At 56.8% G+C, this 14431-nt stretch carries 14 protein-coding genes; 6 read left to right on the top strand and 8 right to left on the bottom strand.

All coding sequences use genetic code 11. The features are described from left to right. The first annotated feature begins 7 nt into the window (after positions 1 to 7). From ACXIZX_RS22840 to ACXIZX_RS22825, 4 genes are read left to right on the top strand one after another with little or no spacing between them, the layout of a single operon-like run. Positions 8 to 979: an autoinducer 2 ABC transporter substrate-binding protein gene (locus tag ACXIZX_RS22840; RefSeq protein ID WP_154156791.1), complete on the top strand. Its 972-nt coding sequence runs from the start codon at positions 8 to 10 to the stop codon at positions 977 to 979. A gap of 11 nt (positions 980 to 990) precedes the next feature. Continuing rightward, positions 991 to 1932 (top strand): ABC transporter permease, encoded by a 942-nt coding sequence (locus ACXIZX_RS22835; RefSeq protein WP_179452741.1) that lies wholly within the window; start codon positions 991 to 993, stop codon positions 1930 to 1932. Then, the gene (locus ACXIZX_RS22830) at positions 1929 to 2873 is read left to right on the top strand and encodes an ABC transporter permease (RefSeq protein ID WP_479405129.1); all 945 of its coding nucleotides are present in this window, start codon (positions 1929 to 1931) and stop codon (positions 2871 to 2873) included. Before ACXIZX_RS22835 ends, ACXIZX_RS22830 begins: the two co-directional genes overlap by 4 nt. Positions 2874 to 2876: 3 nt before the next feature. Next, positions 2877 to 4199: a M20 family metallopeptidase gene (locus ACXIZX_RS22825; protein ID WP_479405128.1), complete on the top strand. Its 1323-nt coding sequence runs from the start codon at positions 2877 to 2879 to the stop codon at positions 4197 to 4199. Between the two features lie 53 nt (positions 4200 to 4252). Here the strand turns inward: ACXIZX_RS22825 and ACXIZX_RS22820 are convergent, their stop codons facing one another. Continuing rightward, positions 4253 to 5326, bottom strand: a complete 1074-nt coding sequence (locus ACXIZX_RS22820; RefSeq protein WP_154183494.1) for an LLM class flavin-dependent oxidoreductase — start codon at positions 5324 to 5326, stop codon at positions 4253 to 4255. After that, positions 5323 to 6471, bottom strand: a complete 1149-nt coding sequence (locus tag ACXIZX_RS22815; protein WP_179452739.1) for an acyl-CoA dehydrogenase family protein — start codon at positions 6469 to 6471, stop codon at positions 5323 to 5325. Before ACXIZX_RS22815 ends, ACXIZX_RS22820 begins: the two co-directional genes overlap by 4 nt. Positions 6472 to 6671: 200 nt before the next feature. Here ACXIZX_RS22815 and ACXIZX_RS22810 point away from each other — a divergent pair, with 200 nt between their 5' ends. Beyond that, positions 6672 to 7730, top strand: coding sequence for an ABC transporter substrate-binding protein (locus ACXIZX_RS22810; protein ID WP_479405127.1), 1059 nt, complete (start codon positions 6672 to 6674; stop codon positions 7728 to 7730). A 40-nt stretch (positions 7731 to 7770) separates the two neighbouring features. Here ACXIZX_RS22810 and ACXIZX_RS22805 read toward each other — a convergent pair whose 3' ends face one another. From ACXIZX_RS22805 to ACXIZX_RS22795, 3 genes are read right to left on the bottom strand one after another with little or no spacing between them, the layout of a single operon-like run. Continuing rightward, the gene (locus ACXIZX_RS22805) at positions 7771 to 8820 is read right to left on the bottom strand and encodes a PLP-dependent cysteine synthase family protein (RefSeq protein ID WP_479405126.1); all 1050 of its coding nucleotides are present in this window, start codon (positions 8818 to 8820) and stop codon (positions 7771 to 7773) included. A gap of 51 nt (positions 8821 to 8871) precedes the next feature. Then, positions 8872 to 9879 carry an ABC transporter permease gene (locus ACXIZX_RS22800; protein WP_479405125.1) on the bottom strand — a complete coding sequence of 336 codons (1008 nt, stop codon included), beginning with the start codon at positions 9877 to 9879 and terminating at the stop codon, positions 8872 to 8874. A 10-nt stretch (positions 9880 to 9889) separates the two neighbouring features. Beyond that, complete coding sequence (locus tag ACXIZX_RS22795; protein ID WP_179452735.1) at positions 9890 to 10963, bottom strand: ABC transporter substrate-binding protein; 1074 nt, start codon at positions 10961 to 10963, stop codon at positions 9890 to 9892. Between the two features lie 194 nt (positions 10964 to 11157). Between ACXIZX_RS22795 and ACXIZX_RS22790 the strand changes: the two genes are divergently transcribed. Beyond that, on the top strand, positions 11158 to 11934 hold the full coding sequence (locus ACXIZX_RS22790; protein ID WP_479405124.1) for an ABC transporter ATP-binding protein: 777 nt from the start codon (positions 11158 to 11160) through the stop codon (positions 11932 to 11934). Positions 11935 to 11947: 13 nt separating this feature from the next. Here ACXIZX_RS22790 and ACXIZX_RS22785 read toward each other — a convergent pair whose 3' ends face one another. From ACXIZX_RS22785 to eptA, 3 genes are all read right to left on the bottom strand, one after another. Continuing rightward, the gene (locus tag ACXIZX_RS22785; protein WP_312184741.1) at positions 11948 to 12103 is read right to left on the bottom strand and encodes a hypothetical protein; all 156 of its coding nucleotides are present in this window, start codon (positions 12101 to 12103) and stop codon (positions 11948 to 11950) included. A 191-nt stretch (positions 12104 to 12294) separates the two neighbouring features. Next, positions 12295 to 12762 carry a winged helix-turn-helix domain-containing protein gene (locus ACXIZX_RS22780; RefSeq protein ID WP_479405123.1) on the bottom strand — a complete coding sequence of 156 codons (468 nt, stop codon included), beginning with the start codon at positions 12760 to 12762 and terminating at the stop codon, positions 12295 to 12297. Further along, positions 12762 to 14402, bottom strand: coding sequence for a phosphoethanolamine transferase EptA (eptA, locus tag ACXIZX_RS22775; RefSeq protein WP_479405122.1), 1641 nt, complete (start codon positions 14400 to 14402; stop codon positions 12762 to 12764). The genes ACXIZX_RS22780 and eptA overlap by 1 nt, the downstream gene beginning before the upstream one ends. Positions 14403 to 14431: the final 29 nt, after the last annotated feature.

Here is a 14431-nt window from a genome sequence, read left to right as displayed (position 1 = left end):
AATAAAGATGCGTCGAATCACCACTGCAGTCTGTTCTCTCTCATTACTGTTTTCAGGTTTTGCCCTCGCCGCCGAGAAAGTGGCCTTTGTGCCGCAGATTATCGGCATTCCCTACTTTCAGGCGATGGAAGCGGGCGGTAAACGCGCGGCCAGCGATCTGGGCGTTGAGTTCGTGTATAGCGGTCCGGTGGATACCAATCCGATGGATCAATTGCAGATCGTGCAGAACCTGATTGCGCAGAAGGTGAATGCGATTGGCATCAGCGTGCTCGATGCGTCAAGCATCGCGCCAGTGCTGGCGCAGGCGAAAGCCAACAATGTGCATCTGTTTACCAGCGACAGCGACGCGCCTGACAGCGGACGTCCGGTTTACGTGGCGCAGGCCACCGATCAGGGTTTAGGTGACACCATCATTGATGAGATGGTCAAGCGTGTCGGCGATCACGGAAAAATCGGCATCGTCTCCGGCGAAGCCACCGCCTCCAACCTCAACAGCTGGATTGGCTATATGCAACAGCGCGTGAAGAGCAAATATCCCCATATCACTTTGCTGAAACCGCAATACGCTGGCGGCTCCGCCAGCCGCGCGGCGCAGATCGCCACCGATTTGATGTCGGCCAATCCGGATATCAAAGGCCTGATCGCCATGGCCTCCACCACTTGCCCTGGCGTGGCGCAGGCGATTGAGACCGCAGGCAAAAATGGCAAGGTGATCGGCAGCGGTTTCTGTAGCCCGAACACCGCGCGCGCCTATCTGAAAAGCGGGGCCTTTGGTTACACCGTGTTATGGGATCCGGAGAAGCTCGGCTATCTCACCGTCTGGGCGGGCAAACAGCTGATTGATGGCAAAGCTTTCAGCGCGGAAAACCGCGTGCCGGGCTTCGCCGAACCGGTGAAGTTTGACAGCAAAACCGGCGTGCTGCTGCTCGGTTCGCCAGCGGTGTTCACCAAAGAGAATGTCGATCAGTTCAAATTCTAACGGGGCTTCGCATGCACATGACTTCACGGGAGATCGCCTTGCTGGCGATTGCCCTGTTAGCCAGCGCCGGTTTTTCCTGGTTTTCACCCTGGTTCGCCACTGTCGATAACCTGCTCACCATTCTGCGCAACAGCAGTGAACTGCTGCTGATTGCGCTGGGCATGACGCTGGTGATCGCTATGGGCGGCGTTGATGTTTCGGTTGGCGTGGTGATGGGCGTTGCCGCATGGGGCGTCGGCCAGCTGTTGCTGCTGCAATCGCCGTGGCTGGCGGCAATCGGCGGTCCGCTGCTCGGCTTGCTACTCGGTTTAATCACCGCGCTGGTGGTGGTGATGGGCCGCATCCCGGCGATTGTTGGCACGCTTGGTCTGTTCGGCGTGTGGCGCACCGGATTGTTTGCGCTGCTCGGCGGACAGTGGTTATCGGGATTGCCCGGTAGCTTAACCAGCGGCCTGATGCATCCGCTGCTGGGATTACCGGTGATGGCGTGGATCATCGTGCTGGTGTGGGCTGGCGTCTGGCTGGTGTTACGTCACACGCCTTACGGTTTGTGGCTGCTGGCGGCGGGCAACTCGGAGGAGAAAGCGCGACTGGCGGGCATTCCGGTCACGCAGGTGCGCATCGCGACCTTTATGATCAGCGGCCTGCTGTGCGGCATCGCTGCGACCTGCTACATCGCCACCTATCGCAACGTCGAAATGACGGTCGGCGGCAGTCTGGCGCTGGAAGCCATCGCTGCGGTGGTGTTGGGCGGCACGCGCATTACCGGCGGGTCCTGCAGTTTGTTGGGCACGTTGCTTGGCGTGCTGCTGCTACGCATTCTGCAAAACGGCTTGCTGCTGGTGGGGATTCCGTCGCTGTGGCAAACCGTGGTCACCGGCGCGGTGCTGTTGATCGTGCTGAGCAGTGAAGCGGCAAGCGGGCGCGTTTTTGCCTTCAGGAGGATCGCATGACGTTGTGGCGCAAATCTCCCGATCTGACATTGCTCAGCGCGCTGTGGCTGCTGCTGGGCATCAGCATCGTGCTGGTGCTGCCACAGATGCTGGCTGCCTGGTCAATTACTTCGATTCTGCAGTTCGCAACTTTGCTGTCGCTGGTGGCGCTCGGCCAATCGTTGGTGGTGATGAGCGGCGGTGGCGGCATCGATCTCTCGGTAGGCGGCAACGTGTCACTCTCGGCGGTGATTGGCATGCTGGCGCTTAATCAGGGCATCAATCCGCTGTGGCTACCGCTGATCTGTCTGATCACCGGCACGCTGGCAGGCGCGATTAACGGCTGGCTGATCGCGCGGCTGCGTCTCTGGCCGCTGATCGTTACGCTTGGCAGCTTCTACTTGTTTTCCGGACTCGCGCTGGCGCTAACCGGCGGAGCCGCCGTCGCTGGCGTGCCTGCGGAACTGACGCAATGGGGACGCGGCGCGCAGTTCTTCATTCCTTTACCTTTTCTCACCTGCGTGATCCCGGCTTTCTTGATCGCCTGGCTGATTCTCAGCAAAAGCGCGTGGGGCAAATGGATCTACGCCTGTGGCTTCAACGAACACGCCACGCGGCTGGTTGGCATTCCGGTCGATCGCCTGCGATTTCTCGCTTACTGCCTGAGCGGCTTGCTGGCGGGCTGCGCGGGATTTGTTTCGCTGAGCTGGCTGGGCAGCGCACGACCAGAAATCGGCGTCAATCTGGAGCTCGAATCTCTCACTGCGGCTCTACTCGGCGGCGTGGCGATCTTTGGCGGGCGCGGCAGCGTGATCGGCGTCTTAGCCGCCGCGCTGATGCTGGTCACCATCAAAACCTGCATGTTGCAGCTGGGACTAAATAGCGTCTGGCAACTCGGCGTGGTGGGCATTCTGTTGATTATCGTATTGATGGCACAAAGACTTTTTATCTATCGGAGATAACAAATGAATCTGACTGAACAAATCAGCGCGCACGTTGAGGCGAGCGCCGAACGCATCGCTAACACGCTGTGCGATCTGCTGGCGTTTCCCACCATCGTCAAAGTTGATCCGCGTGAAGCCGGGCCGGGCGAGCGCGATTGCCAGCTCTATCTGCAACAGCGTTTGGCATCGCTGGGTATGGAAATCGATCTTTGGGACCCGGATGGCCCGGCGCTCTACGCCAAATATCAGGGCCGACCAGGCGCCAATAAAGGCCGCACTTTTGAAGGTCGCCCCAATCTCGGCGGGACCTTAACCGGCGCGGGTGGCGGCAAATCGCTGATGCTCACCGGCCATATCGACGTCGTGCCGCCGGGCCCACCGGAACATTGGCTCACCGATCCTTTCGTGCCGGAGATCAAAAACGCGGCGGTGTACGGTCGCGGCGCAGTAGATATGAAAGGCGGCGTGGCCTGCATGTTGATGGCGGTGGAGTTATTACAGGATCTCGATATTCGTCTGGCGGGTGACGTGGTGTTTACCACCGTGGTGGATGAAGAGATTGGCGGCATGGGATCGCTGGCGATGGTCGATCGCGGATTCAGAGCCGATGCCGGCATCATGACGGAACCGACCGCCAACCGCATCTCGCCCATCTGCCACGGCATTTTGTGGGGTCGCATTATTCTCGACGGCATCGGCGGCCACGCGGAGCTGACGCCTAACAGTTGGGACAGCAGCGGTCCGGTGGATGCGGTGACGCTCTGTCGCCAGATGCTCGATGGCCTTGATGTACTGAATCGCCGCTGGCAGACGCAGCCGAGCAAAAATCATCCGCTAATGGAATTGCCTAACCAGATTATCGTTACGCAGTTAAAGGTCGGTGAACATCCAGCCTCGATTGCGGGCCGCGCCGAGATTGTGATTGATGTGCAGTATCTGCCAGCCGAGAAAGATGAGATGGGGCTGGGCGGACACGTCAAAAAAGAGATTGAGGCGCATGTTGCCAAAGTCTGTGCGCTCGATCCTTATCTGGCGCAACATCCGGCCAAAGTCGAATGGATTCTGGATGCCGATTGCGCCGAAATTGCGGCGGAGCACCCGTTTGTCACCACCTTCCAGCAGGGCGTAACCGATGCGGCACTCAATCCGCAACTGGCCGGATTTGGCGCGCACAGCGACATTGGTTTGCCGAGCACATTGGGGCAGACGCCAACGGTGAACTTTGGTCCCGGCGATCCAGCGATGTCGCATCAACCCAACGAGCATGTCCCAATCGCCGATCTGGTGGCCTGCACCAAAGCCATCGCATTGACGTTAGTGCGCTGGTGCGGCGTCGCATCGTAGGGTCGCCATTTATGGTGACCAGGTGCGCAAAAATGCGCACCCTACGAAACATCTCACGCTGCGGCCGCTAACGCCTTCACCCGCTCACGGATGCGCGGCAACAAATGTTGTCCGTAATCGGTGGCATCGCGCAGCTGATCAAATCCACGGAACAGGAACGTGGTGATGCCGAGCTTGTAATACTCCAGCGCGGCATCGGCCACGGTATCCGCTGAACCCACCAGCGCGGTGGAATTGCCCGCCGCGCCCGACAGCGCCGCGATCTCCGTCCACAGGCAGCTATCGTAAACTTTGCGCGCGGTGGCGAGCTGATAGAGCCGCTGCGATCCGGTATTGCTATCAGGCTGAATCGCTTTGCCACCAATGTTGGCCTGGGCATCCCGCAGCAGACGATTGGCGCGCGCCCAGGCTTGTTCATCGCTATCGCCGAGAATCGGGCGCAGCGATAGGCTGAAACGAATATGTTTATCGCGGCCATATTTCTTCGCTGCCGCACGCACTTGCTCAATTCTCGCTTTCACCTGCTCCAGCGGTTCGCCCCACATCATATAAACGTCGGCGTGACGCGCGGCGATATTGATGGCGGCTTCTGAAGCGCCGGAGAAATAAACCGGCACGCGCGGCTGCTGCCAGGGTTTAACCTCGGTGAGATTATCTTCCACCTGGTAAAATTTGCCGTCATAGCGGAACGGCGTACGCGATTCCCACGTCAGTTTCATGATGTCCAGATACTCACCGGTGCGCGCGTAACGCTCATCTTTGCTAAGGAAATCGCCGTCGCGCTGCAGATCGCCGCTGTCGCCGCCAGTAATCACATTGATGGCCGCGCGTCCCCGGCTGAGCTGATCGAGCGTGGCAAACTGGCGGGCGGCAAAGGTCGGTGCCTGAAAGCCGGGTCGATGCGCCACCAGCAAGCCCAATTTTTCTGTAAAAGCCGCAACATAACTGGCGATGATCATCGAATCCGGCGCACGGGTATTCACCGCCAGCAGCACCTTGTCAAAACCGGCGTACTCCTGCGCGTGGGAAAAGGCTTTGATAAACGGCACATCGACAGTCGGCCCGTGCGCCGCCAGCGATTCGCTGCTCTCCTGCGCGCCAACCAGACCAATAAATTCCAGCGTCATGATGTACTCCTCTCAGCAGAAAGGGCGGATTTGCCCACGGAAGTGAAAATGGCGTCGTCCTGCGGCGTATGAATGCGGCCGCACAGCACGTTACGCAGGTGACGTTGTAACGGATGGTGGCGCGTCAGTGCGTGATTGCCGATGCTCTCTACCATCAGCTGCACGCTGCGAATGGCGTTTTCGGTCACCACCTGTTTGATTTGTGCGGCATGTCCGCCGGCAACGTGGCCGTGAGCAGCGCTGCTCAGCAGGATTTGACTGGTAAACAGCAGCGTATCGATGCGGCCAACCAGCTCCTGAAAGCGCGGCAATGATGCCAGCGGGGCGCCAAGATTGGCCGGTACGCGCTGCTGCAAAAAGCCGATAAACCAGTCGCGCGCGCTATGCGCAATGGCGTCATACAGCGAACCGAGCAGCACCGCCATCCACACTGATTCCTCTTCGTTGAGGCCGGGTCGCGGCGTGCTCCACGGCGCAACGTTTACCGCGTGATCGAGCGGGATCAGCACATCGTCCAGCACTACGCGATGGCTACAGGTGCCGCGCATGCCGAGATGATCCCACTCATCAATGATGTGGATGCCGGGCGTGTTGGCCGGTACCAGATAGCCGCCGACCAGTGGATCGACATCGTCGCTGCTGGCCCAGACCAAAAACCAGCTCAGCCCATGGCTGCCGGTGGAGTAAATCTTCTCGCCGCTGATGCGCCAGCCTTCAGCGGTGCGGCGTGCGCGGGTGGCGGGCAATCCGCCGCGCGCTGGCGTGCCTAATTCCGGTTCGACGCGCAGCGCGTTAATAAGCGCACCATCGCGAATCACGCTCTCCGCTACCTTGCGGCGCACCGCGTCTGGCCAGTTTGAGGTGTCGTCGAGGCGACGCGTGTTGAGATATTGCATGATGAGGATCAGCGCGGCAGAAGGTTCGCCACGCGCCACGGCCTGAATAATCGCCTGGCTTGCCAGCAGATCGCCGCCGCTGCCGCCCGACGCCGTCGGCAATACGAAGTGCAGCAAGCCATGCTGCTGCAACACGCTAAAAGCCGTTTTGGGAAATTCGCCGCTGCGATCGACCTCTTCAGCGTCTTTTTCCAAGGCCTGAATAATCACCGGCAATATTTCAGCCAGAAAGGGCGGGTTATTAGCCATGCGTTCTTAATCCCCTTATTAAATCAGGCTTAATTGTTTCCTGTTCTGTCACCGCTGTAAAAGCAATAAACCGGCTATATACATGCGGAATCGGCATAATTCTGCCGCCGGTTGAAGTGTTAATTTGCAATGGCTGTTTCTGCGTAACCCATTAAATAGGGTTAGCAACTTCACCTGCATTTATTTTTGGGAGTCATTTAATGCCAAATAATTATTTAGTTTCCCGTCGGCATTTTCTGGGATATTCAGCCGCCGCGGCGATGGCGGCAACCTTACCGGGCCGCGTGTTTGCCGAAGATCATATGGCGGGTATGCAGATGCCTGGCGATTTACTGCAAGAGGGCCCTGGAAAATGGGCGCTGGCGAAGCCGACGCATGTGCGTCTGGCGGTGAATCTCAATGCCATCTGTCTTGCACCGGTTGTGGTAGCCGATCAGCATAACTTCTTCAAAGCGCACAACCTGGAAGTGGAGTTTGTTAACTTCGGCAACTCAACCGAATTGCTGCTGGAATCCATCGCCACTGGCAAAGCCGAAGCCGCCATCGGCATGGCGCTACGCTGGTTGAAAGCGCTGGAACAAGGCTTTGATGTGAAACTTACTGCGGGCACGCACGGCGGCTGTATGCGCCTGCTGGCGCGCGATGGCGGGCCAACCACGCTGGAACAATTGAAAGGCAAAACCATTGGCGTTACTGACATGGCGGGCGCGGATAAAAACTTCTTCTCGCTGATGCTGAAAAAGCACGGCGTCGATCCCAATACCGATGTCGACTGGCGCGTGTTCCCGCAGGATTTGCTGCCGATGGTGCTGGAGAAGGGCGAAATTCAGGCTGCTAGCGGTTCCGATCCGGTGATGTGGCGCTTAACCCAGAAGCCGGGCTACCGCGAGATTGGCACCAACTTAATGGACGAGTACGCCAAACTGAGTTGCTGTGTGGTGGGCACGCGCGGCAGCTTGATTCGTGAACAGCCGGAAGTGGCGGCCGCGATCACCCACGCGATTTTGCAGGCACATGCCTATGCGGCCAAACATCCGGAAGCGATTGGCAGTGAGTTTAACGGCCAGGCGCTCAACACCACGCCACAGGAGATCGCCAGCGTGTTGAAAACCCATACGCACGGACACTATTCGGTGGGGAATGCGTTTGTGAATGAGATTGACGTGTACGCGCGCGATTTAAAGGCGATCAACGTGTTAAGACCGGAAACCGATCCGCTGCTGTTTGCCAAAGGGATCACCAGCAACGTGTTGGTTTAGAGGGAAAAGCCAGGTCGCCATGAATGGCGACCCTACGAGATTAGGCGATTTTCCTCGAGGTTTGTACGGCGCTCGCCAACTTTAGCGATTCCGCTGGCACCTGATGCGCGAACAGCTGGGTGGTTAAATAACTGCTGCCGCCGTCGGCCAGTAACACCACAATACGCTTGCCGCGATTTTCTGGTCGCGACGCAACCTGCTGTGCCGCCCACAACACTGCACCAGACGAATCGCCAACCAGCACGCCTTCGCTCAGCGCCAGTTGCCGCGCCGCCGTATACGCCTGCCAGGTTTCTACCGCAATCACCTCATCGTAAACGCGGTGATCGAGATTGGCAGGAATGCGCTCCGGCGTCTGGTTGCTGAACGCATGTACGCCGGTGATCTCCAGCGGATCGGGACGCAGTTCGCTCGGCTGTGAACCCACGCCCGGCTCGACGGCGATCACCTGCAAACCCGGATGCTGCTGTTTGAGATAGCGTCCGGTGCCGGAGAGCGTGCCGCCGGTGCCGACGGCGGCGATAAAGATGTCCAGCTCGCCGCCGCTGTCGCGCCAGATCTCTGGCCCGGTAGTGCGCTCATGCACCGCCGGATTGGCCGGATTATCCAGCTGCAGCAGAAAATGCACTTCCGGTTCCGCTGCGGTGACCTGCTCGGCCAGCCATTTGGTGGCGGCAACAAAATCGCCGTTGCTGGCGTCGTAGAACTCTTTAAAGCCTTCAATGGTGCTGAACGGCACCACTTCGGCGCCGTACGCCTGAATAATCTGGCTGCGTTCAATACTGACGAAATCATTGATGTAAACGCGGAACTTGTAGCCTTTGGCCGCCGCAATCGCCGCTAAACCAATGCCGGTGTTGCCGCTGGTGGTTTCAACCAGCGTATCGCCAGGTTGGATAATGCCGTTGCGTTCGGCGGCTTCAATCATGCTGAGAGCGATGCGATCTTTGACGCTGTGATTGGGATTAAACAGTTCGAGTTTGGCGACCAAATCCGCCTGAATCTCCTGCTGCTGCGCATAGCGTGACAGGCGCAGCAGCGGCGTATTGCCAATCAGTTCGGTGATAGAAGCAGAAATTTTTGCAGCCATAATCGACCTCATGTGTGGGGGCGGTCGCCATGAATGGCGACCCAACGATAATTACCATTTCACCGCGCTGCGCTGCCATGACAGCAGGCGATCGCGTACCAGGAACAGCAGGGAGATCAGCGAAGAGAACAGCAGCGCCATCACAATCAGCGCGGCATACATATTGGCGTAAGCCGCCCAGCCTTGCGCCCACTGCAAATACCAGCCGAGTCCGGACTTCACGCCCATCATCTCTGCCGCCACCAGCACCGAGAACGACGCGCCCAGGCCCATAAACAGGCCGACAAACAGGTGCGGCAGTGCAGCAGGCACCGCTACGCGCAACACGAGGAACAGCGAATTGGCACCGAGCGTGCGCGCCACATCGTAATAACGCGTATCAACGCTGGAAACGCCCGACCAGGTCAACACCGTCACCGGGAACCAGGTCGCCAGCGCGATCAGGAATACCGCCGCCGAGAAGCTCGACGGGAAGAAGTAGAGCGATAGCGGCAGCAGAGCAGTTGAAGGCACCGGTCCGAGGAAACGCAGAATCGGATGCACCCAGTAACCCAAGCCGCGCGACCAGCCAATCGCCACGCCGGTAATAAAGCCGACTACGCTGCCGTAGATAAAGCCGAAAGCCAGCAGACGCAGCGAATTGAGCACGCTATCCAGCAGACGCGGCCAGTCGGTGGCGTAGGCTTCCACCAGCGCACGCGGCGGGGCGAAGAATGGCGCAGGCAGCAGCGCCAGTTTTCCGGTGACGGTTTCCCACAGGCCAATCAGCAGCGCCAGCACAATTAGCCACGGACCGCTGCGCTTAAGCGGCGCGAGTAGCGTTAATCGCGGGAACAGGCCTGAGGCAATCGCTAACCCGGTGAGAATGAGCGCGATGGCGGCGAACAACTCATGCGTTTCATTTACAAAGCGCGGGGCGGCAAAACCCTGCGGCTTATCCGGTACCGCCACCATCAGCGCTACCAGCGCCCACCACATCAGGAGCGCACCCCAAACCGCCGGTTGGATACGGCGCGGCACGTCACGGTTGCGGGCAATCGTCAGGGTTTCACTGGCCATTATCGTCTCCTTAGCTGGACATGTTGCTCATGTGCGCCATGTTGCTGGCGTGCTGATGGGCAGATTCTGCCGGCAGCAGCTCCGGCACATAGTGCTCGGCAAAGCGTTGCGCATCGGTATCCGGGCGGATCACGTTGATTTTCTTCAGCTCATCGATATACACCGCCACCTCTTTGCGCAGCTGCACGCCGGTGGAGTGATGGCTGTGGGTGTGCTCTTTCAGCATCGCGGCAATGTCCTCCACCGCAACGGAACCCGGCACAAAGGGCTGGAAGATTTTCGCCGTCTCTTCAGGATGTTCTGCGGTCCACTGCTGCGCATCGACAATCGCCTGGGTGATGGCGCGCGCGGTGACGGGATCGTCACGCACCAGCGAGCCGCGCAGGCCCAGCACGCAGCAGGTGAGGCTGGCGTATTCGCCTTTCAGGTTGTTATCCACTTCCACCAGATCGTGCTGCTTCTTCAGCAGCCAGCCCTGCGGATCGTCGGTGGCCAGCGCCTGCACTTCACCTTTGCGCAGCGCTTCGCCAAACAGGTCGGGCGGATATTGCAGCCAGTTGACCTGCTTATCAGGATCGATGCCCTGTTTCGCCAGCTGAATGGCGAAGAAGTTGCGAATCGGGCTGGCCTGATCGCTCACCGCCACCGATTTACCCACTAAATCTTTCACATCGCGGATGCCGCTGTTCTGCGGGGCGAGTAAACGCATGCAACCGCCGTGCGTGCCGACGGTGAGATCAACATCAAAACCCTGTTCCAGCGGCTTCAGCCAGCGCAGCGCCATGCCGATACCGCCATCGGCCTGACCGGTGGCAATCGCCTGTAACAGTGCATCGGTTGGCCCGCTAAAGTTCACGGGCTCAACATTCAATCCGTACTTTTTAAAGAAACCTTGCTTCAGCGCCACCGAAATCGGTGACTGACATACTGCGGTTTGTCCCCAGGCCAGCTTGATGGTTTTGAGGGATTTATCGTCGGCAAACACCTTGCTGCTCAGCAACGGATTCACCGCCACGCCGGCACTAAAGAGACCCAGCCCACGTAATAACGCGCGGCGGCTCAGAGAGAATTGTTGAAATGCCATCCTGTCTTCCTTGTAGATAAAGTTCTCAGGCACTATGGCAAAGGCAATAAGCGCGACCAAATAACAATCCCGCATGACATCATGCAGTTTTTCATTATGAATATTTGCGGATAGGTTTGCCGGAATGACTATTTCGAAGTGGGAAAGTCGCGGCTTATGCTTTATTTCTTAGCATATCAAGCAGGAGCGAAAATATGGCATCAACCTCGGCGGGCGTTAATATTGCGATTGAGAAGGTTAATCATCACTTCACCTTAGAAGGCGAAGATTTACCGGTGCTGGAGAATATTAATTTGCAGGTGAAGGCGGGTGAATTTGTCGCGCTGCTGGGGCCATCCGGCTGTGGAAAATCGACGCTGCTGCGCCTGCTGGCCGGGCTCGAACCGCCCGCCAGCGGGTTACTGGCGGAAGAGGGCAAAGCGATTACTGCGCCCGATCCGTCGCGCGTGGTGGTGTTTCAGGATCCCACGCTCTATCCCTGGCGCACTGTCTATGACAACGTCGGCCTCGGTTTGCAGATTCGCGGAGAGAGTCGCCCGCAGCGCGAGCAGCGGATTAACGCGATGCTGGATCGCGTCGGCCTCAGGCAGTTTGCCCGCGCCTGGCCGCATCAGCTTTCGGGCGGTATGGCGCAGCGTGCGGCGCTGGCCCGCGCGTTGGTTAACGTGCCGCGTTTGCTGATTCTCGATGAGCCGCTCGGCAAGCTCGATTCACTGACGCGGTTGCGTATGCAGCAGGAAATTGTCGATCTGTGGCAGGAGCAGCAGTTCACCACGCTGATGGTGACGCACGATGTAGAAGAAGCGCTGGTGATGGCGAATCGCGTGGTGGTGTTCAGCCCAAGACCAGCAAAAGTGGTGGATGTGATCGAGGTTAATCTGCCGTGGCCGCGCCGCCGTGACGACCCGCAGCTGGTGGCGTTGCGCAGCCGGATACTGGATTTGTTGGGCGCGGACCGCGTGGCAGCGTGATGCGGTCACCCGCTTATGGCGTATCAGGATCTTTAAGGGTTGTTTCGAGAAAATGCGTGGTGTGATGCATCCATTCGCGCATCTCGAAGAGATCTAACATCAAGCTGAAAGAGATAAAGGTTACGCAGATAATCAATAAGATGGCGATGTAGTAAGGCAATGAAGACATCTATTCCTCCCTGGAATACGATCTGGATGGGATGTCAATATTACTTAAGTTTTTCTCATTAACAAACCTTAAGAGTTATACCGCTCAGTTCAGCATTGATTTGCGTATGTATGCAGGTGCGCATGAATGCGCACCCTACGAAAAACGCTCCAATCCCTTGTAGGGTCGCCATTTATGGCGACCGCACGGTTTTACTTTCCCTGCACAATGAACCGATAACCTACGCCACGCAGCGTTTTAATATACGCCTTGCCGATTTTTTCGCGCAGATTATGAATATGCACTTCTAACGTATTGGTGGCCGGTTCTGTTGCCCATTGATAAATATCTTTTAGCAAGGTGTCACGCGAAACCGCTTCGCCTTTCGCCAGCATTAAACGCGATAAAATAACGAATTCTTTCGGCGTTAACTCCAGCGGTTTACCGGCGCGCCAGACCATTTTTCTGGAGAGTTGCAGGGTAAATTCACCGATCTCCACGCAGTCTGTTTCAACCTTCTGTTGCGCATTAAATAGCGCGTGTACCCGCGCTAACATTTCTTCTAACGAACCGGCTTCGAGATGCTGGACGGTGGAATCACCGTCACAGCCATTGCGTTGCAGCACGACGTGCAGCTCTTGCATCAGCTGCTCATCGGCTGCAACGATAATCCATTTCATCAATGTGCGGTCCGGCAGGCGCTAAGAATATCGTCCACAGGTTGATATTCAGTGGTCTGAATACCCGTTAAGCCCAGCATGGTGGAGAACAGATTGTCCTGCGAATAACCCTGATGCGCCGCTTGTTTATCAAGACAGCTTTTACTCACGCCATAGCGCTGTTGATAATCTGGTGATAACCAAATCAGCATCGGCACATGCTTCTGCACATCCGGCGCAATCGCATACGGCATACCGTGCAGATAAGCCCCATTTTCGCCTAACGACTCACCGTGATCCGATAAATAAACCAGGCTGGTGGTGTATTCATCCTGATGCGCTTTCAGCACATTAATCGCTTTATCTACGATGTAATCGATATACAGAATGGTGTTGTCGTAAGTATTAACCAGCTGTTCTTGTGAACAATCCTGAATTTGGCTGGTATCGCACGTCGGGGTAAATTTTTTAAACTGCGCAGGATAACGGTTGTAATAGGTTGGGCCGTGGCTACCAATAGTGTGCAACACGATAACACCATTGCCTTTGAGGTTTTTAATATAGTCCTCAATACCATGGAATAACACGTCGTCATAACACTCTCCGTCATGGCACATATTCGGCAGATTCAGGCTGCTCATATCCTGATGCGGGACGCGATCGCAGGCACCTTTACAGCCGCCATCATTGTCATTCCATAAAACCTGCACACCGGCACGTTGGATAATATCGAGCATCCCTTCCTGATGGCTGGCAAGCTGGTCGTCATAATGCGCGCGCGGCATATTCGAGAACATACAAGGTAACGAGACCGCCGTAGCTGTGCCGCAAGACTGCGTATTTGGGAAATAGGTGACATCATCTTTCGCCAGCAACGGCGTATTTTCGCGTCCATAACCATTTAACTGGAAATTCACCGCACGCGTGGTTTCACCCACCACCAAAATGGTCAGGTTGCGCTTTGGACCCGCCAGCATCTCCGGCTTCTGTTTGGCATCTAAACCAATTTGCACCAGCGGCAAATTCGCGGTGCGGCTGTGGTTATACCAGGAAAGCGTTGCCACAATCGAATTGGAAGGGCTGAGCGATTTAATCAGCTCTTTTTGATTACGGAACAGCGAGGCGTAATCTTTATAGAAAAACGTCGCGACTAAGGCGATGCAGATTACCGACGCGACAATCGAAGCCGCGCGTTTGGCGATGCTTTTCCAGATAGGTTTGCTGTTTTTAACGCGAATCCAGAAAACTAACAGGGCAGCCAGCAGCCCGCTACAACCCAGCGTAATAATCAACTTGGGTGATAATAGAGCAAAGGATTCAGACGGCGTGGTATCGATAATGTTCACGATCATCGAGCGATCAATAACAATACCAAAGGTCCAGATAAAATATTGCGCAGCGGCGGAAGCTAAAATGAAGAGCGCAAGAATAACGCGGTCAAGCCACAAAAAGGAGGCCAATGTGGCAATAATATTGATTACGCTAAATGCCACTAACGGCATTGAAGCGAATACCAAAATGGTGCGCACGCTATCGAGCGGCATGGCAGCAAGCACTTGTCGATAAAACGCTATGTTCAAAAAGACCGCGATATAAATAGAAACAAGCGAAATAAAAGAGAGCCGACTCAACGTCGGTCTTTTGCGCAGCGAAAACGTCATTGTTCAATCCATGTGTGTGAAGATGGCGA

This window comes from Candidatus Pantoea symbiotica (assembly GCF_056491525.1).
This window is presented reverse-complemented; position numbering and strand designations above follow the sequence as displayed.